This window comes from Mucilaginibacter sp., from assembly GCF_964263795.1.
In the GTDB taxonomy this organism is placed as follows: domain Bacteria; phylum Bacteroidota; class Bacteroidia; order Sphingobacteriales; family Sphingobacteriaceae; genus Mucilaginibacter.
In genome coordinates this window covers 1-23,023 of the sequence record NZ_CAXVWK010000048.1, presented here as the reverse complement: position 1 = coordinate 23,023, position 23,023 = coordinate 1, and the positions used below count along the sequence as shown (strand labels likewise).

At 44.0% G+C, this 23,023-nt stretch carries 25 protein-coding genes and 1 pseudogene; 11 read left to right on the top strand and 15 right to left on the bottom strand.

Annotated elements, in window-relative coordinates; translation table 11 throughout:
• Positions 1 to 108: 108 nt before the first annotated feature.
• Positions 109 to 1,662, bottom strand: coding sequence for a 2,3-bisphosphoglycerate-independent phosphoglycerate mutase (gene gpmI / locus ACE5CV_RS08625; protein ID WP_374949764.1), 1,554 nt, complete (start codon positions 1,660 to 1,662; stop codon positions 109 to 111).
• 64 nt (positions 1,663 to 1,726) lie between these two features.
• Between gpmI and ACE5CV_RS08620 the strand changes: the two genes are divergently transcribed.
• The 5 genes from ACE5CV_RS08620 to ACE5CV_RS08600 all read left to right on the top strand — a co-directional run bounded on the left by ACE5CV_RS08620 (position 1,727) and on the right by ACE5CV_RS08600 (position 5,383).
• On the top strand, positions 1,727 to 2,119 hold the full coding sequence (locus tag ACE5CV_RS08620) for a DUF4783 domain-containing protein (RefSeq protein ID WP_374949763.1): 393 nt from the start codon (positions 1,727 to 1,729) through the stop codon (positions 2,117 to 2,119).
• A 47-nt stretch (positions 2,120 to 2,166) separates the two neighbouring features.
• Complete coding sequence (nadC, locus tag ACE5CV_RS08615; protein ID WP_374949762.1) at positions 2,167 to 3,015, top strand: carboxylating nicotinate-nucleotide diphosphorylase; 849 nt, start codon at positions 2,167 to 2,169, stop codon at positions 3,013 to 3,015.
• Positions 3,016 to 3,059: 44 nt separating this feature from the next.
• Positions 3,060 to 3,710 (top strand): glycerol-3-phosphate 1-O-acyltransferase PlsY, encoded by a 651-nt coding sequence (gene plsY, locus ACE5CV_RS08610; protein ID WP_374949761.1) that lies wholly within the window; start codon positions 3,060 to 3,062, stop codon positions 3,708 to 3,710.
• A gap of 6 nt (positions 3,711 to 3,716) precedes the next feature.
• Entirely contained in the window at positions 3,717 to 4,520 is an 804-nt protein-coding gene (locus ACE5CV_RS08605) for a M48 family metallopeptidase (protein WP_374949760.1), read from the top strand.
• 113 nt (positions 4,521 to 4,633) lie between these two features.
• Positions 4,634 to 5,383, top strand: a complete 750-nt coding sequence (locus ACE5CV_RS08600; protein ID WP_374949759.1) for a YqjF family protein — start codon at positions 4,634 to 4,636, stop codon at positions 5,381 to 5,383.
• A gap of 219 nt (positions 5,384 to 5,602) precedes the next feature.
• Here the strand turns inward: ACE5CV_RS08600 and ACE5CV_RS08595 are convergent, their stop codons facing one another.
• From ACE5CV_RS08595 to ACE5CV_RS08565, 7 genes are all read right to left on the bottom strand, one after another.
• Positions 5,603 to 6,871: an anthranilate synthase component I family protein gene (locus tag ACE5CV_RS08595; protein WP_374949758.1), complete on the bottom strand. Its 1,269-nt coding sequence runs from the start codon at positions 6,869 to 6,871 to the stop codon at positions 5,603 to 5,605.
• A 15-nt stretch (positions 6,872 to 6,886) separates the two neighbouring features.
• Positions 6,887 to 7,249: a hypothetical protein gene (locus ACE5CV_RS08590; protein ID WP_374949757.1), complete on the bottom strand. Its 363-nt coding sequence runs from the start codon at positions 7,247 to 7,249 to the stop codon at positions 6,887 to 6,889.
• Positions 7,250 to 7,331: 82 nt separating this feature from the next.
• Complete coding sequence (locus ACE5CV_RS08585) at positions 7,332 to 8,609, bottom strand: adenylosuccinate synthase (protein ID WP_374949756.1); 1,278 nt, start codon at positions 8,607 to 8,609, stop codon at positions 7,332 to 7,334.
• A complete protein-coding gene (locus ACE5CV_RS08580; RefSeq protein WP_374949755.1) occupies positions 8,599 to 9,237 on the bottom strand; it encodes a nucleotidyl transferase AbiEii/AbiGii toxin family protein in 639 nt (212 codons plus the stop codon). The genes ACE5CV_RS08585 and ACE5CV_RS08580 overlap by 11 nt, the downstream gene beginning before the upstream one ends.
• Positions 9,192 to 9,485 (bottom strand): hypothetical protein, encoded by a 294-nt coding sequence (locus ACE5CV_RS08575; RefSeq protein WP_374949754.1) that lies wholly within the window; start codon positions 9,483 to 9,485, stop codon positions 9,192 to 9,194. The genes ACE5CV_RS08580 and ACE5CV_RS08575 overlap by 46 nt, the downstream gene beginning before the upstream one ends.
• A 2-nt stretch (positions 9,486 to 9,487) precedes the next feature.
• Positions 9,488 to 9,958, bottom strand: a complete 471-nt coding sequence (locus ACE5CV_RS08570) for a Fur family transcriptional regulator (RefSeq protein WP_374949753.1) — start codon at positions 9,956 to 9,958, stop codon at positions 9,488 to 9,490.
• A 93-nt stretch (positions 9,959 to 10,051) separates the two neighbouring features.
• Entirely contained in the window at positions 10,052 to 12,274 is a 2,223-nt protein-coding gene (locus ACE5CV_RS08565; RefSeq protein WP_374949752.1) for a RelA/SpoT family protein, read from the bottom strand.
• A 107-nt stretch (positions 12,275 to 12,381) separates the two neighbouring features.
• On the opposite strand from ACE5CV_RS08565, the gene ACE5CV_RS08560 reads away from it, so the two are divergent.
• Genes ACE5CV_RS08560 through bshB1 form a run of 3 tightly spaced genes read left to right on the top strand, consistent with a single transcriptional unit; the run spans position 12,382 to position 14,241 of the window.
• On the top strand, positions 12,382 to 12,999 hold the full coding sequence (locus ACE5CV_RS08560) for a DUF4294 domain-containing protein (protein WP_374949751.1): 618 nt from the start codon (positions 12,382 to 12,384) through the stop codon (positions 12,997 to 12,999).
• Between the two features lie 2 nt (positions 13,000 to 13,001).
• On the top strand, positions 13,002 to 13,502 hold the full coding sequence (locus ACE5CV_RS08555) for a glutathione peroxidase (RefSeq protein WP_374949750.1): 501 nt from the start codon (positions 13,002 to 13,004) through the stop codon (positions 13,500 to 13,502).
• 16 nt (positions 13,503 to 13,518) lie between these two features.
• On the top strand, positions 13,519 to 14,241 hold the full coding sequence (bshB1, locus tag ACE5CV_RS08550) for a bacillithiol biosynthesis deacetylase BshB1 (protein ID WP_374949765.1): 723 nt from the start codon (positions 13,519 to 13,521) through the stop codon (positions 14,239 to 14,241).
• A 200-nt stretch (positions 14,242 to 14,441) separates the two neighbouring features.
• Here bshB1 and ACE5CV_RS08545 read toward each other — a convergent pair whose 3' ends face one another.
• From ACE5CV_RS08545 to ACE5CV_RS08535, 3 genes are all read right to left on the bottom strand, one after another.
• Positions 14,442 to 14,888 (bottom strand): hypothetical protein, encoded by a 447-nt coding sequence (locus tag ACE5CV_RS08545; RefSeq protein ID WP_374949749.1) that lies wholly within the window; start codon positions 14,886 to 14,888, stop codon positions 14,442 to 14,444.
• A gap of 175 nt (positions 14,889 to 15,063) precedes the next feature.
• Positions 15,064 to 16,395, bottom strand: coding sequence for an L-lysine 6-transaminase (gene lat / locus ACE5CV_RS08540; protein ID WP_374949748.1), 1,332 nt, complete (start codon positions 16,393 to 16,395; stop codon positions 15,064 to 15,066).
• Between the two features lie 238 nt (positions 16,396 to 16,633).
• The gene (locus ACE5CV_RS08535; RefSeq protein ID WP_374949747.1) at positions 16,634 to 17,530 is read right to left on the bottom strand and encodes a 1-aminocyclopropane-1-carboxylate deaminase/D-cysteine desulfhydrase; all 897 of its coding nucleotides are present in this window, start codon (positions 17,528 to 17,530) and stop codon (positions 16,634 to 16,636) included.
• Between the two features lie 185 nt (positions 17,531 to 17,715).
• Here ACE5CV_RS08535 and ACE5CV_RS08530 point away from each other — a divergent pair, with 185 nt between their 5' ends.
• Both ACE5CV_RS08530 and ACE5CV_RS08525 read left to right on the top strand, forming a co-directional pair.
• Entirely contained in the window at positions 17,716 to 18,774 is a 1,059-nt protein-coding gene (locus tag ACE5CV_RS08530; RefSeq protein ID WP_374949746.1) for an RluA family pseudouridine synthase, read from the top strand.
• Positions 18,775 to 18,877: 103 nt separating this feature from the next.
• Complete coding sequence (locus ACE5CV_RS08525) at positions 18,878 to 19,714, top strand: aminotransferase class IV (protein WP_374949745.1); 837 nt, start codon at positions 18,878 to 18,880, stop codon at positions 19,712 to 19,714.
• A gap of 65 nt (positions 19,715 to 19,779) precedes the next feature.
• On the opposite strand, the gene ACE5CV_RS08520 is transcribed toward ACE5CV_RS08525, so the two are convergent.
• The gene (locus tag ACE5CV_RS08520; RefSeq protein ID WP_374949744.1) at positions 19,780 to 19,914 is read right to left on the bottom strand and encodes a hypothetical protein; all 135 of its coding nucleotides are present in this window, start codon (positions 19,912 to 19,914) and stop codon (positions 19,780 to 19,782) included.
• A gap of 63 nt (positions 19,915 to 19,977) precedes the next feature.
• On the bottom strand, positions 19,978 to 20,763 hold the full coding sequence (locus ACE5CV_RS08515; RefSeq protein WP_374949743.1) for a DUF3050 domain-containing protein: 786 nt from the start codon (positions 20,761 to 20,763) through the stop codon (positions 19,978 to 19,980).
• A 245-nt stretch (positions 20,764 to 21,008) separates the two neighbouring features.
• On the opposite strand from ACE5CV_RS08515, the gene ACE5CV_RS08510 reads away from it, so the two are divergent.
• On the top strand, positions 21,009 to 21,494 hold the full coding sequence (locus tag ACE5CV_RS08510; RefSeq protein ID WP_374949742.1) for a hypothetical protein: 486 nt from the start codon (positions 21,009 to 21,011) through the stop codon (positions 21,492 to 21,494).
• 1 nt (position 21,495) lies between these two features.
• Here ACE5CV_RS08510 and fmt read toward each other — a convergent pair whose 3' ends face one another.
• Positions 21,496 to 22,413, bottom strand: coding sequence for a methionyl-tRNA formyltransferase (gene fmt / locus ACE5CV_RS08505; protein WP_374949741.1), 918 nt, complete (start codon positions 22,411 to 22,413; stop codon positions 21,496 to 21,498).
• Positions 22,414 to 22,478: 65 nt separating this feature from the next.
• A pseudogene (locus ACE5CV_RS08500) lies at positions 22,479 to 23,023 on the bottom strand (DUF1343 domain-containing protein); the annotation flags it as partial.

The following is a 23,023-nucleotide window of genomic DNA, read 5'->3' as shown; positions in this document are numbered from 1 at the left end:
TCAAAGAATTTTACCTGTGCGCCGGTTTCTTTTATCTCGGGCTTACAGGCATTAGCGCAGCATAGCAGCAGCACCATGCCAGTAAGTGAGCTATATTTAAACAAGGTTTTATACCAATACATTCCCAGTCATTTCTGCAGGGATGGGCACGCCCAGTATCTGCAATATGGTTGGTGCAATATCGCCCAGTTTACCGTCTTTAACTTGTTTTACATCATTATCTATTACAATGCAGGGTACCAAATTAGTTGTGTGGGCAGTGTTGGGCGATCCGTCATCATTGATCATGTAATCGGCGTTACCATGATCGGCAATAATAATAAACGAGTAGCCATGCTGTAAACCTGCCTCCACAACCGCTTTGGTGCAGGCGTCGGCAGTTTCGGCAGCCGTAACCACGGCACTAAACACACCAGTGTGGCCAACCATATCGGTATTGGCAAAATTCAAACAAACAAAGTCCGGCCATTCGTCCACCAATTCGGGGATGATCGCATCGCGGATGCCTTCGGCACTCATCTCGGGCTGCAGATCGTAAGTGGCTACCTTTGGCGATGGTACCAGCAGTCGTTTTTCGTCATTGAATTCTTTTTCGCGACCACCCGAAAAGAAGAAGGTAACGTGCGGATACTTTTCTGTCTCGGCAATACGGATCTGTTTTTTGCCGGCACTTTCTAAAACCTCGCCAAGGGTTTTGCTCAGATCATCCTTACGGAACACTACTTTAACATTTTTAAAAGTCTCGTCGTAAGATGTCATGGTCACATACTCAATATTGAGCGGGTGCATATCGTATTCCGGGAATTCTTTTTGGGTAAGCGCCTGTGATATTTCGCGGCCCCTGTCTGTACGGAAGTTAAAACAGATCACCACGTCGCCGTCTTTGATCACCGCGACAGGTTCGCCATTCTCATCAACTTTGACAATTGGTTTGATAAACTCGTCGGTCACCCCGTTATCGTATGACTGCTTGATGCAGGCCAAAATATCGTCGGTTTTTTCGCCTTCGCCTTTAACCATTAAATCGTAAGCCAGCTTTACACGTTCCCAGCGGTTATCACGGTCCATAGCATAATAACGGCCAATGGCAGATGCCAGCCGGGCGGTCGAGTCGCCAATGTGCTGCTCCAGGTCGGTAATGAATTTTAAACCTGAATTCGGATCGGTATCGCGCCCATCTAAAAACGCGTGGATGAAAACTCTTTCAAGGCCAAGCGCTTTAGTAGCAGTAGTAAGGCCCTTTAAGTGGTTAATGTGGGCATGTACGCCACCATCGCTTACCAGGCCAATCAGGTGCAGGTCTTTATCATTTGCCTTGGCATAATTTATAGCGCCAAGGATAGTTTCATTTTGTACAAATTCGTTATCGATAACGGCTTTGTTAATACGCCCCAGTTCCTGGTATACAACGCGGCCGGCACCCAGGTTCATGTGGCCAACTTCAGAGTTGCCCATTTGCCCTTCGGGTAAGCCTACTGCCAGTCCCGATGCTTCTAATTTAGAGTTAGGGTATCTGGCAATCATCTCGTCAAAAAACGGTGTGTTGGCAGCTATAATAGCGTTCGATTGATCGTTACGGCCATAACCCCAGCCATCCAGTATAATTAATGCAAGTTTTTTTCTGTTTTCCACAATGCAAATATAAAAGCAACGTTTAAACATTAGTTTAAAATGAAGTTTATTTTTTACTGCAACTTTTCTTTAGTTTGTTGGTCATATCACTAAGATGAAAGTTATTTATTCCTCATTGCTTGTATTGCTGTTTATGCTCCCCGCTGTATGCCAGGCCGGCCCTATAGATAAGGTTGCCGATCTGATGAAACAGGGTAACGTGCATGAGCTTGTAAAGCTTTTTGCAGCAAATGTAGATATGGCCGTTCTTGAAGAAACTAACGTTTACTCAAAAGCCCAGGCAGAGATAATCCTGGAGAAGTTTTTTAAGGAAAATAAGCCTGCCGGTGCAAAGATCTTTCACCGTGTAAATTCAAGCGCCACTTATAACTTTGCGGTACTGATACTTACTACCAACAAAGGTAAATTCCGCGTGGCTTATACGTTAAAGGAGATGGCAGGGGAGATGGTGCTCATTGATTTGCGGATAGAAAGCGAAAAAACCTAATTGCTCATCAATTGTTCTTACTTTTGAAACTCAAAAAATCAAAAGTTTTGGACAAAGAACTTATACATCAATTCATAACCGCTTCTTTAGCCGAGGACGTTGGCGACGGCGACCATACTTCGTTAGCTACCATTGAGGCAGGCACACAAGGCAAAGCAAATTTATTAGTAAAAGATACCGGGATACTAGCCGGTGTTGAGCTGGCTGTCGAGATATTTAAAACAGTTGATGCCGCACTTGCAGTTGAAGTTTTAATCAACGATGGGACCGCGATAAAACCAAAAGATATTGCGCTTACTGTAACCGGCAATGTGCAAAGCATATTGAAGGCCGAGCGCCTGGTGCTTAACTGCATGCAGCGCATGAGCGGGATAGCTACCATTACCAACAATATCGTACGCCTTTTAAAAGGCACTAACACCAAAGTTTTAGATACCCGTAAAACCACACCTGGCCTGCGCTACCTCGAAAAATGGGCTGTGCGGATTGGAGGCGGCGTTAACCACCGTTTTGGCCTGTATGATATGATCCTGATAAAGGATAACCATGTAGATTATTCGGGCGGTATCCGCAGGGCGATTGAAAACGCAAACGACTATCTTGCCAAAACCGGTAAAAAGCTGGCTATTGAAATTGAGGTACGCAACCTGGAAGAATTAGAGCAAGTACTGCAAACCGGCAATGTGAACCGCATTATGCTGGATAATTTTAACTTTGATGAACTGCGCCAGGCTGTTGCCATGATAGAGGGCCGTTACATAACCGAAGCATCTGGCGGCATCACCATAGATAACATCCGTGATTATGCCGATTGCGGGGTTGATTACGTATCTGTTGGCGCGCTTACCCACTCTGTAAAAAGTTTAGACCTGAGCCTTAAGGCTGTAAAATTATAACGATATATTGCGTAGTATAACATCAAATTAATATTATTGCATAGATGCTATCAATCTACACCATTGCAGCGCTTATTCTTGCCTACCTGTTTGGATCTATACCTACCGCTGTTTGGATAGGGCAGGCATTTTATAACGTTGATGTAAGGGAGTATGGCAGTGGTAATGCAGGTGCCACAAACACATTCAGGGTGTTGGGTAAAAAGGCAGGCATCCCCGTAATGCTGCTGGATATTTTAAAAGGCTGGACGGCCACCAACCTGGCCTACGTGATAGGTGTTACTACAACCGGTCCTTACCATTCTACCGCTTTTGTTAACTATGAACTGGCCCTGGGCATTGCCGCGGTTATGGGCCACCTTTTCCCAATTTTTGCCGGCTTTAGGGGCGGTAAAGGTATCGCTACGCTTTTTGGAATGATATTGGCTATTAACCTGCCGGCATCTTTACTGTGCGTTTTTGTTTTTATGCTAACCCTGTTTATTACAAGGTATGTATCGTTAAGTTCAATAATGGCGGGTTTTACTTACCCCATCGGTGTAACATTTATATTCCCGGTGTATATTAAATCAGTCATTATTTATGGTATGTGCATATGTATTTTAATATTGGTTACGCATCAAAAAAATATTGAGCGCTTATTAAAAGGTAAAGAGTCGAAAGTTAATTTGTTTAAAAAGAAAACTACTGCCTAACTTACCATGAAAAAAATCAAGATCCTTTCCGTAATGGCTATCGCCATTGTATTTTACTCCTGTTCAACAGTTCCGTTAACAGGCCGTTCACAATTTAATGTAGTAAGCGATGACCAGGTAAACCCGGCAGCCGCGGCAAGCTACCAGCAGCTACTGTCTGATCCTGCTACCAAAGTGATCAGCACAGGTACAGATGCCCAGCGTGTTAAACGTATTGGCGGTCAGCTGGCCCAAGCTATACAGCAGTACCTTAATGCAAACGGTTACGCAAACCAATACAATTTTGCCTGGGAGTTTAACCTTATACAAAGCGCTGAAGTTAATGCATGGTGTATGCCCGGTGGTAAAGTGGCCGTTTACAGCGGTATTTTGCCTATAACGCAAACAGACGCAGGTTTGGCAACCGTTATGGGACACGAAATTGGCCATGCCATTGCTAAACACTCTGCCGAGCGGATGTCACAGCAGATGCTGGTACAAGCCGGCGGCGCTGCTGTAGGTGCGGCAACAGGCAACAAATCTGTAGCGGCACAAACAGCTATTAATACACTATACGGTATTGGCGGCCAGGTGGCGGTGCTGAAATTCTCACGCAGCCAGGAATCAGAAGCCGATCGCCTTGGTCTTACCTTTATGGCAATGGCCGGGTACGATCCGCATAGTGCCGTTACATTTTGGCAGCGTATGGCTGCACAAAGCAAAAACGGTGGCACCCCTGAATTTTTAAGTACCCACCCCAGCGATGCTACCCGTATCGCCAATATCCAGAAACTGATACCCGAGGCAATGAAATATTACAAAGGGAGATAATAACTTATATAATATTATAAAAAGCCACAGCAATACTTGTTGTGGCTTTTTTATTGTAACGGTTGATACTTGTATTTGCTCAATCAAATTAGCCGTTTTGGTGTTCACAAAGCATGTCCAACTCCAAGTCCCGTTTTTTAACCGCGCAGTGGCGCAACCTGGTAATGCTGAACTACGTGGTTGATCCGGAAATCTTAAAACCTCATTTACCTGCAGCTACAGAGATTGACCTGTGGGAAGGTAAAGCTTTGGTGAGCATGGTGGGCTTTATGTTTCAAGATACCCGCGTATTGGGTATTAAATGGCCGTTCCATGTAAATTTTGAAGAGGTGAACTTAAGGTTTTACGTGCGCCACTTTGATGGCAAAGAATGGAAACGCGGGGCGGTATTTATAAGCGAAATCGTACCTAAACCTGTCATCACCATTATCGCTAACGCCTTATACAAAGAACACTACCGCGCGCTGCCCATGCGGCATTCGGTTAATAAGGCAGGGCCTAACCACACGCAATTTTTGTATGAGTGGAAGCTTAAAGGACGATGGAATAGCCTTGGAGCGACGGTCAAGAACAGCCTTACTAAAATTCAAACGGGCAGCCCTGAAGAATTCATTTTTGAGCACTATTGGGGCTATAACCGTTTAACAGATTATAAGACGATGCAGTACCAGGTGGAACACATCTCCTGGCAAATAGCCGAGGTCAAGGACTTTTTTTTCGACGCAGATATCAAGGAATTATATGGCGAAGCTTTTGTAAAATACCTGAGTTTTGAACCTTATTCAGCATTTTGGGCTAACGGGTCGGAAATTGCCGTGCGGATAGGGGATAAGCTGGTAGTGGATCAGGTATCGTCAAAATAGGTTTTGTCAGTCTGAGCCTGTCGAAGACTTAAACGCTTGCAGAGACATCCAGATTCCTCGTCGCTACGTTATCCCTAAAGATAATGATTTCCTTTACTGTCATCTCGAATAAACGACAGCGAGGAGAGATCTTGATAGACAAAACGGCAAACTTTTCAGTGACATCAAGATCCCTCGTCGCTACGCTTCCTTCGGGATGACAAATGCAGCCAGACCGATCTACTTCTTAACCCCTAACACTTCCAAAATCGCCTTTGCTTTTAGCAGGCACTCCTCATACTCGCTTTCTGCGTTTGCATGATAAGTTATTGCGCTGCCAACATGGAAAGACAAATATTTGTTGGATGAATTATAAAGTATAGTTCGGATCACCACATTAAAATCAAAATCGCCATCCAGACTAAAATATCCTATCGCACCCGAGTACACGCCACGTTTGCTGCGTTCGTATTGCTCCATTAGCTGCAATGCGCTTACCTTAGGCGCGCCGGTCATGCTGCCCATAGGGAAAGCTTGTTTAACAGCTTCTACAGGCGTTATCTCGTCCTTTATCTCGCATACCACGGTTGATACCATCTGGTGTACTTGCTTAAAGGTTTGTATCCCGAATAATTCTTCTGTTTTTACCGTACCAGGTTTGGAAGAATGGGTAAGATCATTGCGCACCAAGTCTACAATCATCACATTTTCCTGCAATTCCTTTGGATGGTTGCGTAATTCGTTGATTATGGCCTGATCTGTATCCGCGTTAGCATCCCGGCGGGCGGTGCCTTTGATGGGTTGCGAAATAAGCTTGTTGGCGCGTTTAGCTAAAAACCTTTCAGGCGAGGCGCAGATAACATAGTTGCCATCCCATTTAAAGTAAGACGAGAACGGTGTAGGCGAAAGCTTAGCCAGCTTGACAAATACGTCCAGCGGATCGATTTCCGCATTTTCTGCATAAAATTCCTGGCAAAAATTGGTTACGTAGATGTCGCCACGGTTGATGTGGCCCTTTACCTTATTTACCCTATCGATGTATTCGTTTTTTGTAAAGCGCGTTTTAAGATCAATTGAAGTCACCTGTTTACCTGTAGAGAGTTCGAGTCTCTCAATGGTTTGTGCAAGTTCCGCAGCGTTTTCACCCTCGATTACAACCTCATTGTGTTTGAAGGTAATGATTACCTGCGGACTAAAAAAGAAAAGGTCGGGAAAGTTTAACCCATCATGATTTGACGATCGCAGATCTTCCAGTTCGTTCTTCAGATCATATCCAAAAAAGCCGAAGACAAATCCCGGGTTATCTTTGCAAAACTGTTCTAATTGCATAAAGGCGCTGCCGGCGTTTGCCGTTAAACTGGCTTTAACCCCAACGGCGATCAGCGTATCGTACTTGCCGTAAGGGTCGGTAAAGTTGTTGGAGTCGAGGTAACAGGCGGTATCGAACATGTTAGCCCATTGCAGGGCCTTTTGTTTAAATAAGGGGATGTTAATTACTTCGATGTTCACACGGTAAAGTTAAACTTATCTTTCCTTATCCACCTTCATGTTGTCATCAATATCGCGGTTCTTATTGACTAATCCGAAAGCCAGAAAAATGCCCGGGATAAGGCCCACCGAAAGATTTATCACAGCAAAAAGAACCACTAAAAGCAGTATCACATAAATGTACCAACCAATAATTTTAAAGTTGTCGGCATACTGATGGCGTTTCACCGCCTTGATAGCCTGGTAGCTGGCCACCACCATTAAAAGCCAGGATAGCGGCGTGATGTAATCCTGCCAGTTATTAGCTGGTAGCGCTGTATATAGCGAGTAGCCAAAGCCTAGGAGACTTATTACTAAGGTGATATAACTAATTACCCGGAGAGTTGCCGGCTTAAACATGGTAACAAATTTAATCTTTATCGACTGCTAAAATACAAAAGGCCCCGTAAAACGAGGCCTTTTGTATTATTTTAAGGTTTGCTTATTGCAATACCAAAGTTTGCTTTCTGTCCGGGCCAACAGATAACCATTTGATGGGTACTTGTAACTCAGCTTCTAAAAACTCGATGTATGATTGCAGCTTTTCCGGTATCTGATCCAATTCGGTAATGCCGGTTATGTCTTCTTTCCAGCCATCAATCTCTTTCAGTACAGGGTACGCATCAACCGAGCAAATATCATAAGGCATATAATCTACCTGTTCACCCAAATAGTTGTAATGAGTACATGCGTAGATCTTATCAAAACCGCTTAAAACATCAGCCTTGGTCATTACCATTTGCGTAACGCCATTTAGCATTATAGCGTATTTTAAGGCCGGCAGATCTATCCAGCCGGTACGGCGGGGCCTGCCTGTGGTAGCGCCAAATTCGTGGCCTATGCGGCGTAATTCCTCGCCGGTTTCATTATCAAGCTCAGTAGGGAAAGGGCCGCCGCCCACACGGGTACAGTAAGCCTTGAAGATACCAATAACATCGCCTATCTGGCGGGGAGCAATACCTAAACCGGTACATGCACCGGCAGCCGTTGTGTTTGATGATGTTACAAATGGGTAAGAGCCAAAGTCGATATCCAGCATGGCACCCTGTGCGCCTTCGGCCAGTACTTTTTTACCTTCCTTAATATAGTTGTTAACCAAATGCTCGCTATCTACCAGCGGGAACTGCTTGATCAGTTCAATGGCTTCAAAAAAAGCAGTTTCACGTTCAGTAAAGTCGGCAACTTCGCCATACATGGCCTGCAGCATACTGGTGTGTTTATCAACCAGTTTTTGGTAGCGTTCTTTAAAATCGGGCAGGGTAATATCGCCTACGCGCAAACCGTTGCGGCCGGTTTTATCCATATAAGTTGGGCCGATACCTTTAAGGGTCGAACCGATCTTGCCTTCGCCCATTTTCTTTTCAGATGCGGCATCCAGCAATTGATGGGTGGGTAAGATAAGGTGCGCCTTTTTAGCGATCATCAGGTTCTTTTTAGCCAAAAGATCATGCCCGGCATCCTTCAATTTATCCAGCTCCTTTTTAAGTGTAATAGGGTCGATAACCACACCGTTACCAATCAGGTTCATGGTGTTATCAAAAAATATACCCGAAGGGATGGTGTTTAAAACAAATTTTTTGCCTTCAAACTCTAAAGTGTGGCCGGCATTCGGGCCGCCCTGAAAACGGGCTATCAGGTCATAACCTGCGCTCAGCACATCAACAATTTTACCTTTACCTTCGTCGCCCCACTGGAGGCCTAATAATACGTCAACAGCCATTAATCTTGTTTTTATAATAATCGTCAAATGCTTTTGTAATAGTACTTTTCACTTTACTCCAGTCCATGCCGTCTAAGCATTCCGGATCGATAGTGTCTTCAGCATCAGCAAAGTAAACTACTGACCTGACCACTGCAAAGGTATCATCATATGGATAACGATTATGATAATATTTAAAAAGATCTTCAAAAGAGAAAAATTGCAGAAGTTTTGCAATATCCCAAAAGTCCTTTTTTACGCCCCTGCCTTTCACCGCATTTAATTTCAGCGCTATAAGGTCCTTTACATCAGCTAAGGGGATGTCCTCAATAATATTTACCTGGTACAGAAAGGGGTCTTTTACTGATACAAAGTCAACCTTTACATTGTCGATAATGCATTGGTAAATTGACTTAGATCTGTCGTTTATTGTTATTATCTGACCGAAGTTATCCTGTAAAGTTTCTATGAGGATTTCTTTATCTAAAGGCTTATCAGTAAATAAATCTAAGTCGATTGATTTTCTATGGCCGTAAAAAAGTGAGAGTGCGGTACCGCCTACCAATCGGAATTGCTGTAACTGCGGTAATGAAACAAGTTTTTTTAGAAGCTCCAGTGTCGCTGGTTCAACTGTTTCTTTTCGTAACATTTAAATTCTGTAGGCTGTACCTTAAAAAGAATACAGCAAAAATTAATACTAATATCTGATAACCAGTTAGCCTGTAACGCCAATTGGCAAACTTTATTAAATCCGTAAAATTTCAATAGGCTATCGAAATCTTCCAATTTACCTCTTTCAATTACTTTTTCTACAACGTGGGCTGCATTTTTTTCATAGTCGATCTTATCCATATCAACATCCCAAAATGCTTGTTTGCTGAGAATTGGCTTATCCATTTTTACGATACCTTCCTGTCGCAGTAACCTTCGCGCAGTTTAGTGCAGTTACCGTAAAGGTTTAATGAGTGGTGCTTAATTTCGAATTTTAAAATATCGCCCATCATGCTCTGGATCTGCTGGATGCGCGGATCGCAAAACTCCACAACCTTGCCGCAGTCGATACAGATAATATGATCGTGCTGCTTGTACCCGTACGATTTTTCGAACTGGGCCATGTTTTTGCCAAACTGGTGCTTGGTTACCAGGTCGCAAGATACCAGTAGCTCCAGCGTGTTGTATACCGTAGCCCGGCTAACACGGTACTTCTTGTTTTTCATGTGGATGTATAACGACTCCACATCGAAGTGATCGCTTCTTGAGTAGATCTCTTCCAGAATGGCAAAACGCTCGGGAGTTTTCCGCAAGCTTTTATTTTCAAGGTAGGCCTCAAAAATCTTTTTTACCAATGCAATGGTTTCCTGTACAGGCATAAAATTGAATTACCTCCAAAGGTATTAATTATTTATAGAAATTGCGGCAATAATCCCAAAGGCAGGGTAGATAACCGGGGCGGCCCGCTTACGTTACGACGCCTTCTCCACCACCGAATCGTACCGGGTTACACCGGTAATGCCTTTTACCATCTTCAGGTTACGTATCAGGTTATCCAGGTGCTCCGTATCGTTCACATACACCATCAGCGATCCTTCAAAAATACCGTTATCGCTATCTACTGTTATAGAGCGGATATTCACCTTAAAATCCTGCGAGATTACTGTGGTCAGCTTATTGATCAGCCCCACATCATCTATACCGGTGATGCGCAGGCCGGTTAAAAATGCCAGTTCCTGCTGGTTGGTCCACCGCGCCTTTACAATCCGGTAACCGTAATTGGCCATCAGTTTGGCTGCATTAGGGCAGTTGGTGCGGTGTATCTTTATGCCGTCGCTTACCGTAACAAACCCAAAAACATCATCGCCGGGAATGGGGTTACAGCAGTTAGCCAGTTTGTAATCTATCTTTTGCAGGTCCTCACCAAAAAGCAGCACGTCGCTATCTTTTGTTTTAATGTTGCGCACCAGGCTCTGCAGTTGCTCGGCTTCTATTTTATCCTGTGGTTTGTTCTCAATCACCTTTTCAGATGCCTGGTACTCTTTCAGGTCCTTCATATCAATAAGGCCCTTCGCCACATTGTAAAACAGGTCCTGGGTAGAGGGCAGCTTAAAGTAATAGCTAAGCTTATGTATGTTTTCGGAGTTATAGGTGATCTTTAACGATTTTAGCTTGCGCTCCAAAATCTCCTTACCGTCATCGGCAACTTTGCGTTTTTCTTCCTTAAGTGCCGATTTGATCTTGGCCTTTGCTTTGGCGGTGACTACAAAATTCAGCCAGTCTTCTTTAGGTGCTTGTTTGCTGGATGTGATGATCTCTACCTGGTCGCCATTTTGCAATTTATAACTTAAGGGAACCAGTTTGTGGTTCACTTTTGCGCCTATACAGCTGGCGCCCACATCTGTGTGGATCTCGAAGGCAAAATCAAGCGCGGTAGCATTTAGCGGCAACTGGATCAACGCGCCTTTAGGGGTGAAGATGAAAATCTCGTCGCTAAACAGGTTCATCTTAAAATCATCCAGGAAGTCGAGCGCGTTTGAGTCGGGGTTCTTAAGCATATCCCTAACCTTCTGCACCCAGTTATCCAAGCCGTTATCGGTAGATGATTCCTTGTATTTCCAATGCGCGGCAAAGCCTTTTTCGGCAATCTCATTCATGCGCTTGGTACGGATCTGCACTTCTACCCATTGCCCGCGCGGCCCCATAACCGTTGTATGCAAAGATTCGTAACCGTTTGCCTTCGGCGATGAGATCCAGTCGCGCAACCTGTCAGGGTTAGGACGGTACAAATCGGTAACGATAGAATAAGCCTTCCAGCAATCGGCCTTTTCATTCTCCGGCGTGCTATCTAAAATGATTCTGATGGCAAAAAGGTCATATACTTCCTCAAAAGGTATCGACTTTTTCTTCATCTTGTTCCAGATGGAATGAATGGATTTTGGCCGGCCAAACAGCTCTGCATTCAGGCCCTGCCCCTCAATGATCTTATTTACCGGGTCGATAAAGTCACGGATGAATTTTTCGCGCTCGGTTTTTTTCTCGTTTAGTTTATTTTTAATGAACTGGTAAGTTTCGCGTTCCATGTATTTCATGGAAAGGTCTTCCAGTTCCGACTTTATGGCATATAAGCCTAACCTATGTGCCAAGGGGGCATATAAGTAAACCGTTTCTGAGGATAGTTTAAGCTGCTTATCACGCGGCATAAACTCCATCGTACGCATGTTGTGCAGCCTGTCGGCCAGTTTTATCAGTATCACCCGTACATCATCTGCAAGGGTGAGCAGCATCTTGCGGAAATTCTCGGCCTGTAACGAACTATTGGTATCAAATACACCAGAGATTTTGGTAAGCCCGTCGATAATTTTGGCTACTTTTTTACCAAATTCCAGCTCGATATCTTCCAGTGTTACATCGGTGTCTTCAACCACATCATGTAACAATGCGCATACAATAGAAGTGGTACCCAAACCTATTTCTTCCGCAGCTATCTGGGCAACGGCAATAGGGTGGTATATGTACGGCTCGCCGCTTTTACGGCGCATATCTTTATGACTCTCCAAAGCCATATCAAAAGCCTTGCGAATCATGCGTTTATCGCCCTTTTGCAGCGTTGATTTACTTGCACGTAGCAGGGTACGATAACGTTTTAATATCTCGGTCTTTTCGGCTTCCAGGTCAATCACTAAATCTTTCATGTAACGGTCTTAGTCCTCTCTATATCATTAACCTGTAACAATATTTATTATTGCGGGTTAATATAAAATAACAAAATAATTTGCGTTAATTTTGTATCAGTAAAAATATGAAATTTATTGCTTTAATGGTGCTGCTGTGTTGTATGCTGGGGGTTGCTAACGCCCAGGTAGACAAACCTGCTGCACCTGTACATCTGGGCAAAAATGATACCATCAAAACTTACATGACAAAGCTTGATGGTGAGTTGGTTCCCTGGATTGTACTGCCCGATGTAGTAATTACCGATACCCGCATTTTTGCAAGTGCGCAGGACAGGGCCAATTACTTCAGGCTAAAGTATAACGTGATGAAGGTTTTACCTTACGTGCGCTTTGCCGGTGTACGCTACCAGAAATTACAGCGCGACCTTGCCCTAACCGGCGATAAGAAGAAACAAAAGGAACTGATAAAGGCCTGTGAAAAAGAGATCAAAGACCTGTTTAATAAGGATATTAAAAACCTGACCATTACACAGGGCGAGATACTGATCAAACTCATTAACCGGGAAACCGGTGCTACCAGTTTTGAAATGCTTAAAGAAATGAAGGGTGGTTTCAAAGCCTTTGTTTTCCAGTCGGTGGCGGGAATATTCGGGCATAATTTAAAAGAAACTTACGACCGCGACGAGCAGCGCGATATTGAAACAATACTGCAGCAGGTGGGTTACGTATCCATGCAAAATTAGTAATGGATAAAAAGGACATCTACCAGTTCGACGTAAATACACTAAACGGGCAACCAATAAGCCTGGCCGATTACAAAGATAAAGTACTGCTTATTGTAAACACGGCATCGCAATGCGGGTTTACCCCACAACTAACAGATCTGGTTAAATTAAAGGCAGATCTTGCCGATCAGGATTTTGAAATACTGGCCTTTCCGTCTAATGATTTTGGCGGACAAGAGCCTTTAGAGGGCGCAGCAATAGCGCAGTTCTGCTCCAATTACGGCAACAACTTCCCGGTGTTCGAAAAGATCCGCGTACGTGGCCCGTACGCACATCCGCTTTACAAATTTCTGAGTGATAAGAAAGAGAACGGTGTTTTAAACTGCGTGCCGCGATGGAATTTTCATAAATTTTTAGTGGATAAGGATGGCGAGGTGGTTGACTATTTTTTCCCGTTTACAAAGCCAAGCTCATCCAAACTGCGCAAACAAATTCAGCGCCTGCTGGCTGCCGACAAATAACGATTAAGCTTTTATGTTGAAATTAGATATTTTAGTTTTACCTGTACACCCGGACGATGCCGAATTAGGCTGTGCCGGCGTAATTTTGAAACATATTGCGTTAGGCCACAAGGTAGGTATAATTGACCTGACCCGTGGCGAATTAGGTACCCGTGGTACGGCGGAGATACGCGAACAGGAAGCGGCCCGGGCTGCAGAAATACTGGGCATCACCATCCGCGAGAACCTGGAACTACCGGACGGCTTTTTCACGAACACACAGGAGTATCAACTAAAAGTGATCTCGGCTATTCGCAAATACCAGCCTGATATCCTGATCACCAACGCATATCATGACCGCCACCCCGACCATGGTCGTGCAAACGAACTGGTAGAAACATCTGCTTTTTTAGCCGGTTTGCGCCGGATAGAAACTACCATGGATGGACAGCTGCAAACCGAATGGCGGCCAAAACAGGTACTTCATTTTATACAGGACCGCTATATCCACCCCGATATTTTAGTTGATGTTACCGATTACTGGGATAAAAAAATAGAAAGTATTTATGCATATGGTTCTCAATTCCATAATCCCGACTGGAACAGCGAGGAGCCCCAAACATACATTTCATCGCCCGAATTCATCCAGATAGTGGAAGGCCGCGCCCGGGAATTTGGCAAAAGCATCAACGTAAAATACGCCGAGGGATTTACATCACGTAAGATATTAGGCGTTGATGATCTGTTGGAGTTAAGGTAGATACGAGAAGATTTCTCGTTACTGCGCTTCCCTCGAAATGACAACGGTTTTTTTCACTGTCATCTCGAACGAGCGAAAGCGAGGAGAGATCTTGTTAAATAAGCTACCAATGCAATTATCAAGAATCCTCGTCGCTGCGCTTCCCTCGGAATGACAATAAACGCATAACATTAAAGGCCCCGGTATCGGGGCCTTTAATGTTAAATTGCTACGTACTCGAAGCGGTTGTTCTCGTTGCTTCTTTCCCTTTTTAGCTTATTTTCTTTGGCAAGCTTCAGCAGGATGCCGGAGAGCTCGGAAGTTTTAAAATCCGAGTCGAAATTGTCTTTGCAGTAATCTGCAATGGCTGATATAGAATGTGGTTGTGTAAAAAAGTCGCTGGCCAGCAACTGGTTTAATACTTTGGTTGCGCCAGGTTTTTTACGACCCGGTTCAGACGGGCGGTTGTCATCTTCATTGCCGGTCCTTGTTCTGCGGCTGCGTTTATTGAAAATTTCCGATCCTTCCGTCTCCACTTTCTCTGTTTCCATGATCTCGTCTAAAAGCCTGTCAACTACTCTTACTTGTACGGCTTCAGACTGGAAAGAATTAACAACTTCAGCAATTTCTGTAAGCTGTTTTTTTAATTTTTCAATTTGTCTGTTCATTATTAGTAAATATTCCCCCGGTATTTGTATGTAACCTTTTCTATTATAAAAACTACTTATTTAATAGTTAATAATACAGTATAAACGCTACGGTGCAATTATAGTATATCGTAAATAAAAAAAGCACCTGTTTGGTTTTAAAACAGGTGCTTGTAGCAGTATTATTACATTTTATTTAAAGCAACGGCAATATTTTTTGCAGCATATCAAGGCCTTCATCAATATGTTGCTGTTCAATAATAAGTGCCGGCCTAAAGCGGATGGTGCGCTCGCCACAGCCCAGGTACATTATATTATTTTTTAACCCATAATTGAGGAATGCATCGCGTATAGATTTGTCGGGAAAGTCAAAGGCGGTAAGTAATCCTTTACCACGTACGTTAGTAATAATGTTGTTTTTAGCGGCGATGGCCTGCAGTTGCTGTTGCAGGTAATTGCCGGTGGCCGCGGCTTTGTCGCAAAGGCCGTCTTCTTCAATGATCTCCAATATTTTTGACGCCCTTACCATATCCACCAAACTGCCGCCCCAGGTTGAATTAATACGCGACGATACCTTAAATACATTGTTCTCTACCTCATCAACCTTTCTGCCGGCCAGGATGCCGCAAACCTGCATTTTTTTACCAAATGCCAAAATATCCGGGCGTGCATTATCGCCAAAGTGCTGGTGCAGCCAGAATTTGCCGCTCAGGCCAACCCCGGTTTGTACTTCATCATAAATCAGCATCAATTCATTCTCATCCGCAATGATGCGCAGCTGCTCTAAAAATTCCTGCCTTACTTGCTTATCGCCACCTTCGGATAATACAGGCTCAATAATGATGGCGCAAATATCGTCTGGATTGTCGGCTAATGCCTTTTTGATCTCGGCAATGGATTTGGCTTCGCGGTCAAGCAAGTCTTGCAGGTTGCTGTCCGTTAGCGGGAACCTGACCTCGGGCGTAGACACCCTTGGCCAATCGAATTTGGCAAACCACTTGGTTTTAACCGGCTGGGTATTGGTCAAGCTTAACGTATAACCGGAGCGGCCGTGAAACGCGTGCTCGAAGTGGATAATTTTGAAGCCCTTTTCGGTACTGTGGCCCTTGGCAAAGTTTTTTTGCACTTTCCAGTCCATCGCAGTTTTCAAAGCATTCTCAATTGCCAGCGTACCGCCCGATATAAAAAAGGCGTGCGGCAGGTAATCAGGTATACCTACCCGGGCAAAGGTTTCCAGGAACTGGGCATATTGTTCGGTATAAATATCTGAGTTGGAGGGATTGGTTAAGGCCGCCAGCAAAAGGTTCTTTTTAAAAACTTCGTCGCCTAACATTTTAGGGTGATTGTAGCCCAGTGGCACCGATGCAAAGCATGTAAAAAAATCCAAAAGCGTACGATTGTTCTTGGCATCGTAAATATGTACACCCTGACTTTTTTCCATATCAAAAGTAAGGTCGAAACCATCGGCAAGTACGTGCTTACTTAAAGTAGCCTGTACATTCTGAGCGGTGATCTGCAATTTATTCATAGGTATACTGGTTTATACAAACTTAGCAAAATGCCCTAATTAACAATAATTTAAAGGTTTTTGAACCGATCGACTAAAAAGTAACTTTAAATTAACTAAAGATAGTTTTTAGACTCATACAGCGAATAGTATGAACCGGGGCTATGGAGATTTTTGCGATTTTTAAGAGAAAAAATGGCAAGGTTGTGCGGTGAAATTAATTTATGCTAAGCAAATCTTGTCGATCGCTAAAATCCGTTTAATCCTGGTTGAATTTATCTTTCATACCCAGTAAACCCCATATACCCCCGGTATGAATTGCCAGGATGCTGCTGCCTTGTTCAAAATGGTCTTTAGCAGCGAGGTCATACAGTGCATACAGCATTTTGCCGGTGTAAACAGGCTCAATCAGGATGCCGGTTTCCGCAATGAATTTTTGTATAAAGTTAATCAGCTCTGGAGTGGTTTTTCCGTAGCCGCCAAAATGGTAAGCAGTGTGCAGTTGGTAACTGGCCGGTGCCGTTAAAAACTTATCTATTTCATCTTTAATAAAACCGCCGTTCTTAAACACTGGCACGGCGTTAAACATAGTTGGCAATTGTTGGCTGGTTAAACCGTTAATTATCCCTGCGGCTGTAGTGCCGGTGCCGCTGGCGCAAAAAATATGATCGTAAGATTGTGTAAGCTCATTAACCAGTTCGCTGCATCCCTGCGCACCCTCCGGTGATGCACCGCCTTCGTTCACAAAAAACGCATCGGTATCTCCGCCAAAATGTTTTTCAAAAAGCGCGGGTTTATCGCGGTAGCTGTCACGGTCTGTAAATAGCAATTGCATGCCATGTAAACGACATAAAAAAAGGGTGTCGTTTTGCACTTGCTCGCCGCGGACAATACCGGTTGCCTTGAACCCAAACCTTGCAGCCGCCGCTGCTGTTGCCAGTAAATGGTTGGAGAATGCCCCGCCAAAAGTTACCAGGTGGGTCTTTTTTTCGGCCTGTGCGCTTTTAAGGATATATTTAAGTTTGCGCCATTTGTTGCCTGATATGATTGGGTGGATCATATCATCCCGTTTGATAAAAACCTTCAGATCTTTATCATCAAACAACTTGTTATTAAGCCGTTGAACTGGGCTGAAGATTTCTAATTGAACATCCATTATATCCCTAAGCCTATATCTGCAACCGATCTTATCAGTTCTGAAAAAAAAATTTGCACACTTACTATCAAGGCGCTTGCTTTGAGAATGATAAGTGTGGTAACCGGTAAGTTTTTTTTCATCTCATAAAAGTATCAGTTTTATAAAATCATCACAATGAAAAAAACAACTACTTTTGCGCCTGAATGGCAGAAGAGAACGACTTATTTGAGCAGGACGAACAGGATTTGTTTGAGCATTTACGCGTGGTGGTTGATAAGGGCCAGTCGCTTTTGCGGATAGACAAATTTTTGATGCACCGTGTAGAGAACGCATCGCGTAACCGCATCCAAAACGCTATCGAACTGAATAACGTTTTGGTGAATGATAAGCCGGTAAAATCCAGCTACCGCGTTAAACCACAAGACGTGATCTCGGTTGTGTTGCCGCACCCGCCCCGCGATACCGAGGTTCACCCGGAAAACCTCCCTATCGAGATAGTACATGAAGACGACGATGTGCTTATTGTAAACAAAGCCGCCGGCATGGTGGTGCACCCCGGTTACAATAATTACACAGGCACGCTGGTGAACGCGTTGGTTTACCATTTTCAGCAATTACCTACCCTGCCGGGCAATGACGGCCGCCCAGGCTTGGTACACCGCATTGATAAAGATACATCGGGATTGCTGTTGATCAGTAAGAACGAGCGTAGCATGAACTGGCTGGCTAAACAGTTTTTTGACCACACTATCGACCGTAAATATATTGCCCTTGCCTGGGGTGATATTGAAAAGGATGGCACCGTTACCGGCTACATAGGCCGCAGCCCTAATGACAGGAGGGTAATGTCGATTTATGACGACCCAGAGAAGGGTAAATGGGCGGTTACCCACTACAAAGTGTTGGAGCGCATGGGCTACGTTACCCTGATTGAATGCAAATTGGAAACCGGCCGTACGCACCAGATACGTGCGCACATGCGGCACATAGGGCATCCCTTATTTAGCGATGCCATGTACGGTGGCGATAAAATTTTAAAAGGCACAGTATTTAGTAAGTACAGGCAATTTGTTGAGAATTGCTTTGAAATTATGCCCCGTCAGGCCCTGCATGCACAGTCGTTAGGGTTTTTGCACCCTACGCAAAAAAAGCGGTTGCACTTTGAGGCCCCATTACCAGCCGATTTTGAAGGTGTTTTAGATAAGTGGCGCAAGTACACCAGCGCCAATGCGCCCGGCGACTTTAACCCCGCAGAAGCATAGCTTTTATTTAAAGCAAAAACGTGCAATCTAATTTGGCGTTATTGCGTTTAATAGCCAATATCAACCAAACCAAATGCGCAAATTTGCATTGTAACATCTATTAATGACGCCAAACTTCATCAACTTTAACGGACAGATTGTACCATCAGACACGCCTTTGCTTACCATTGCCAACCGCGGCTTTAAGTATGGCGACGGGCTGTTTGAAAGCATGCGCCTGATGAAAGGTAAGCTGATGTTCCCTGAACTGCATGCCGACAGGTTGCAAAAGGGTATGAAAGCGCTGAAGATAGACAGCTACTCGCAAACCGATAGCTGGTTTTTAAAGGAAAAGGTAGAAGAACTGGCCCGCCGCAACAAAATAAAGCATGGCCGCCTGCGCCTTACCGTATACCGCGACGCCGAAGGATTATACGCGCCCAGTCAAAACAAAATGGCGTATTGCCTTGAAATCACCGAACATGACGAGCCCCGTTATTTTTTAAACGAACGCGGACTGATCATGGATGTTTACAGCGAACTGCCCAAGGCACTCAACTGGTTATCTAACGTAAAAAGTTGTAATTCGCTGATTTACACGATGGCGGGTATCTTTAAGCAGCAAAATAAACTGGATGATGTGTTTTTACTAAACCAGAATGGGTTTTTGTGCGAGGCAGGCAGCTCTAACCTGTTTGTGTGGTATCAAAACCATCTTTACACACCGGCACTTAGCGAAGGATGTGTGGAAGGGGTGATGCGCAGCGTGGTGATTAAATTAGCACAGGAAAATAACATCCCGATTACCGAGGCGCAGATCAACCCCGAAATTTTGAACCAGGCCGATGAAGTATTTTTAACCAATGCCACCAAAGGCATTCAATGGGTAATGGGTTACGGCGTAAAGCGTTATTTTAACCGCGTAAGCAAAGGGTTAATGGACGAGTTGAATAAGTTGTAAGCCGGAAAAGGGTAGCCCTTAAAGGGCAAAAAAGCTACATCTTTATTGCTACAAAGCGGTTGTCCCTACGGGACATTATTTATACAAAACATATGCAAATGATCAGGTACGTTATTAATGGCTAATAATTTATGGCCATTATTTTGAACAATCGCAGTGATATACACCCTTAAGCGATCATCCCATGCTGTGCCAAGCAAAGCATTTCGGTTTTGAACCGCAAACAATATGTATATAGCTGTGAATAGGTATTTGCCATAATATCATGCAGTCGCTAAAATAGCCTTTATTTGCGCTGATATCCCGTCCCAAAGGGCTATCCTGGCGGTTAGCGCTTCTTTAACGGCTTCGGTAGCTTCTGCCCATTTAGTATTGTCACCGCCGCAAAGTTCAGCAGTCATTTCGTAAGCCAGGTTGGAGTGATGATCACCGTCAACTTCAATATGCCGTTCCATGTAGTAAAGAAATACATCTACCGAACCGGGGAACTGCTCGTTGATCTTTCTAACCATTTCTATGAACATCCCGGGGATAAGATCCTCGCGCCCAAATGTAAAAACAGCAGCCTGAATATAGTTCTTGTCTGTAGCAATTACATCAAACGTATGCTGTACAAACTTATGGGCGGCACCGGGTATATTTGCATCGGCCAGTGCCTGCTTTATATCCCTTTCACGGCTTAATGCAGCAAATAAAGATAGAATAGCCGATGAATCGCAACCGGCTTGCTGCATGGCTTTCAGGTAAAGTTCAAAGTGACTGGTGCGTACGCCTGTTTCGTCTACATCACTTTCTTCGCCTGTAACTATCTCGTTAATAAGATAACGGGTATTGGCATTACCAACCGGCATCCAGGGCAGGGTGGTGCAGGTTAAATTTTGTTGCAATGCCTTTAACAACGACATGAAATCCCAAACGGCAAATACGTGGTGCTGCATAAAAATATGCAGGTCCTCCATGGTGTTAATATTCTGATACAGCTTGTGCGCGATCAGTTGCTCACGTAACGGCTCAATATCTTTCTTTAACTGGTTTATTCTTGAGCTCAAATCTGTCTTGATAGATAATAAACGGCAAAGGTAAACTTTTGGACTTATTTGATTTATGAATGAAAGCGTTTTAGTTGAATGACTATATTTAGGTTATGAAATCGACTGCCTTATCACTACTAATTATCACAGTCTTGTTTTGTTCGGCATGTAATAGTAAACCCGATCGTGCACAAGCAAAACCGAACGAAGTACCCGAACCGTTAAAAGATGAATCGTCTGATCTAAGCGTCATTTCAAAAGGAATGAGAGGTAATTCCCTAATCGATCTTATTTATAACGATCTCCTGGAAAAGAATAGCCAGCTAAATAAGTTAGAAGACGAGTTGACGATGTTTAACGACGCTAAAAGGGACAGCCTGAAAACTTTCTATAATTACAACAATAAATCAGATAGCTACTATTCTTCGGCCGGTAATGAATTATCGAATATCAAGGATACTGTTCTTAAAGCAAGGCTTATACTGTTACTTGCGAATAGTAAACACAAGTATGAACATAACATAAGTAGCTTTAGCAAGCTGATCAGGGATATAGACAGTAACTCAGTTGTTATTGATGACTACCGTAAAACTCTTGAAATAGTGACAACCCTGCCGGTTATTGAAAAATACCAGCTCGAACACATGCCTGATATAAAAACTGCTGCAGATATGGCAAAATCGGCGAAAAAACTAAAAAACAAAACAGTTAAATTGGCGCAACAGTATCAGTCGGCTATAGAGAAATGATTTACAGTTTATTTCCTCTTAAAAATTCCTCTATGCTCATTCGCTTTTTTCCTTCTAACTGCACATCCGTAGGGCATACGTAACCATCTTTGGTGGCAAATTTAAGGCTGGTTTTGTTATTGGTTAAAAAGCCGCCGGGCAATATGCCGGGTTCGGTTTCCTGGTACTCGGCGTTATATATTTTAAGCACTTTGCCATTAAGCATGGTGTATGCGGTTGGCGAGGGGCTTAATCCACGAATGAGGTTGAACACCTGCCTTGCCGGCTGGTTAAAATTGATCAGGCAGTCCGTTTTAAAGATCTTGGGTGCGTGCTTAAGTTCTATACCCTCGGCAAGCTGCTCCTGCGGGTGCTCATTATATTTGCCGCCTTCTATTCCCTTTACAGTTTTAACTAACAGGCCGGCGCCTTTATCCATCAGCCTGTCGTGCAATTCGCCCGCCGTTTCTGTTCCGGTAAGGGTAACCTTTTCGGTAAAGAGGATGTCGCCCGTGTCGATATCCTGTTTTAAGAAGAATGTGGTTACGCCACTTTCTTTTTCATCGTTAATAATGGCCCAGTTTATCGGTGCAGCACCACGGTACTGCGGCAATAAAGAGGCATGCAGGTTGATGGTCCCTTTCGGCGGCATGTTCCAAACTACCTCCGGCAGCATCCGAAAAGCCACCACCACCTGGAGGTCGGCCTTAAGGGCTTGCAGCTCATCCAAAAATTCCGGGCTCTTTAACCTTTCGGGCTGCAGCAGTTTAAGATTGTTCATCTGCGCGTACTGCTTAACTGCCGATTCGTTTACCTTTTGGCCACGACCGGCGGGTTTATCCTGCGCGGTAACTACTGCTACCACATCGCAGCCGGCCGTTATCAGCGCATCTAATGATGCTACGGCAAACTGAGGGGTACCCATAAATATGATTCTCATAAGCGTTATAGATGTAAAATATAAAACGGCTGCCAATCCTGCTGCTGTATGCTGTAACCTAAATATTATTTATACAGCAAATATTTACTGCGGATAGCTTTAAACTTAGTTAGCCCCGGTTCCCAGCTGGCGCGGATCTGGGCCTCGGTTTTACCATCAATTATTTGTTGCTGTAAAATTTTGTTGCCCGCCAGTTGCGTAAAGTAGGGGATAAAAAAATGTGCCTTATCCGGATAGGCCTTGTACAGATCCAACAGCCAGGCTAAATTAAGCCTTCCTGTTTTTTTTATGATGTCGGTATTGTAATCTTTTAAGTTAAGTCCGTAACAAATCTGGCCTTTCAATGGTGGGTTGTCGCTCATGCCGGGGATGCTTACCGGTTTAAACGAGAACTCGTATTTGCCTTTCATCAGCGGCGCGCCAATAACCTGGAAGGGGAACATAGTACCACGGCCCAAACTAAAGGCCGTTCCCTCAAAAAAGCAAATGTGCGGGTAAAGTAAAACTGATTGCTGTGTATTAAGGTTGGGCGAGGGGTTGACCGGCAGCGTATAGGCCATATCGCGGCTGTAGTTAGCTACCTTAATGATCTTAAGCCTGCATTTAACCT

Coding starts and splice junctions, on each gene's coding strand:
- gpmI (WP_374949764.1), bottom strand. CDS start 1,662: ATGTTTAAACGTTGCTTTTATATTTGCATTGTGGAAAACAGAAAAAAA.
- ACE5CV_RS08620 (WP_374949763.1), top strand. CDS start 1,727: ATGAAAGTTATTTATTCCTCATTGCTTGTATTGCTGTTTATGCTCCCC.
- plsY (WP_374949761.1), top strand. CDS start 3,060: ATGCTATCAATCTACACCATTGCAGCGCTTATTCTTGCCTACCTGTTT.
- ACE5CV_RS08605 (WP_374949760.1), top strand. CDS start 3,717: ATGAAAAAAATCAAGATCCTTTCCGTAATGGCTATCGCCATTGTATTT.
- ACE5CV_RS08600 (WP_374949759.1), top strand. CDS start 4,634: ATGTCCAACTCCAAGTCCCGTTTTTTAACCGCGCAGTGGCGCAACCTG.
- ACE5CV_RS08590 (WP_374949757.1), bottom strand. CDS start 7,249: ATGTTTAAGCCGGCAACTCTCCGGGTAATTAGTTATATCACCTTAGTA.
- ACE5CV_RS08585 (WP_374949756.1), bottom strand. CDS start 8,609: ATGGCTGTTGACGTATTATTAGGCCTCCAGTGGGGCGACGAAGGTAAA.
- ACE5CV_RS08580 (WP_374949755.1), bottom strand. CDS start 9,237: ATGTTACGAAAAGAAACAGTTGAACCAGCGACACTGGAGCTTCTAAAA.
- ACE5CV_RS08575 (WP_374949754.1), bottom strand. CDS start 9,485: ATGGATAAGCCAATTCTCAGCAAACAAGCATTTTGGGATGTTGATATG.
- ACE5CV_RS08570 (WP_374949753.1), bottom strand. CDS start 9,958: ATGCCTGTACAGGAAACCATTGCATTGGTAAAAAAGATTTTTGAGGCC.
- ACE5CV_RS08565 (WP_374949752.1), bottom strand. CDS start 12,274: ATGAAAGATTTAGTGATTGACCTGGAAGCCGAAAAGACCGAGATATTA.
- ACE5CV_RS08560 (WP_374949751.1), top strand. CDS start 12,382: ATGAAATTTATTGCTTTAATGGTGCTGCTGTGTTGTATGCTGGGGGTT.
- ACE5CV_RS08555 (WP_374949750.1), top strand. CDS start 13,002: ATGGATAAAAAGGACATCTACCAGTTCGACGTAAATACACTAAACGGG.
- ACE5CV_RS08545 (WP_374949749.1), bottom strand. CDS start 14,888: ATGAACAGACAAATTGAAAAATTAAAAAAACAGCTTACAGAAATTGCT.
- lat (WP_374949748.1), bottom strand. CDS start 16,395: ATGAATAAATTGCAGATCACCGCTCAGAATGTACAGGCTACTTTAAGT.
- ACE5CV_RS08535 (WP_374949747.1), bottom strand. CDS start 17,530: ATGGATGTTCAATTAGAAATCTTCAGCCCAGTTCAACGGCTTAATAAC.
- ACE5CV_RS08530 (WP_374949746.1), top strand. CDS start 17,716: ATGGCAGAAGAGAACGACTTATTTGAGCAGGACGAACAGGATTTGTTT.
- ACE5CV_RS08525 (WP_374949745.1), top strand. CDS start 18,878: ATGACGCCAAACTTCATCAACTTTAACGGACAGATTGTACCATCAGAC.
- ACE5CV_RS08510 (WP_374949742.1), top strand. CDS start 21,009: ATGAGAGGTAATTCCCTAATCGATCTTATTTATAACGATCTCCTGGAA.
- fmt (WP_374949741.1), bottom strand. CDS start 22,413: ATGAGAATCATATTTATGGGTACCCCTCAGTTTGCCGTAGCATCATTA.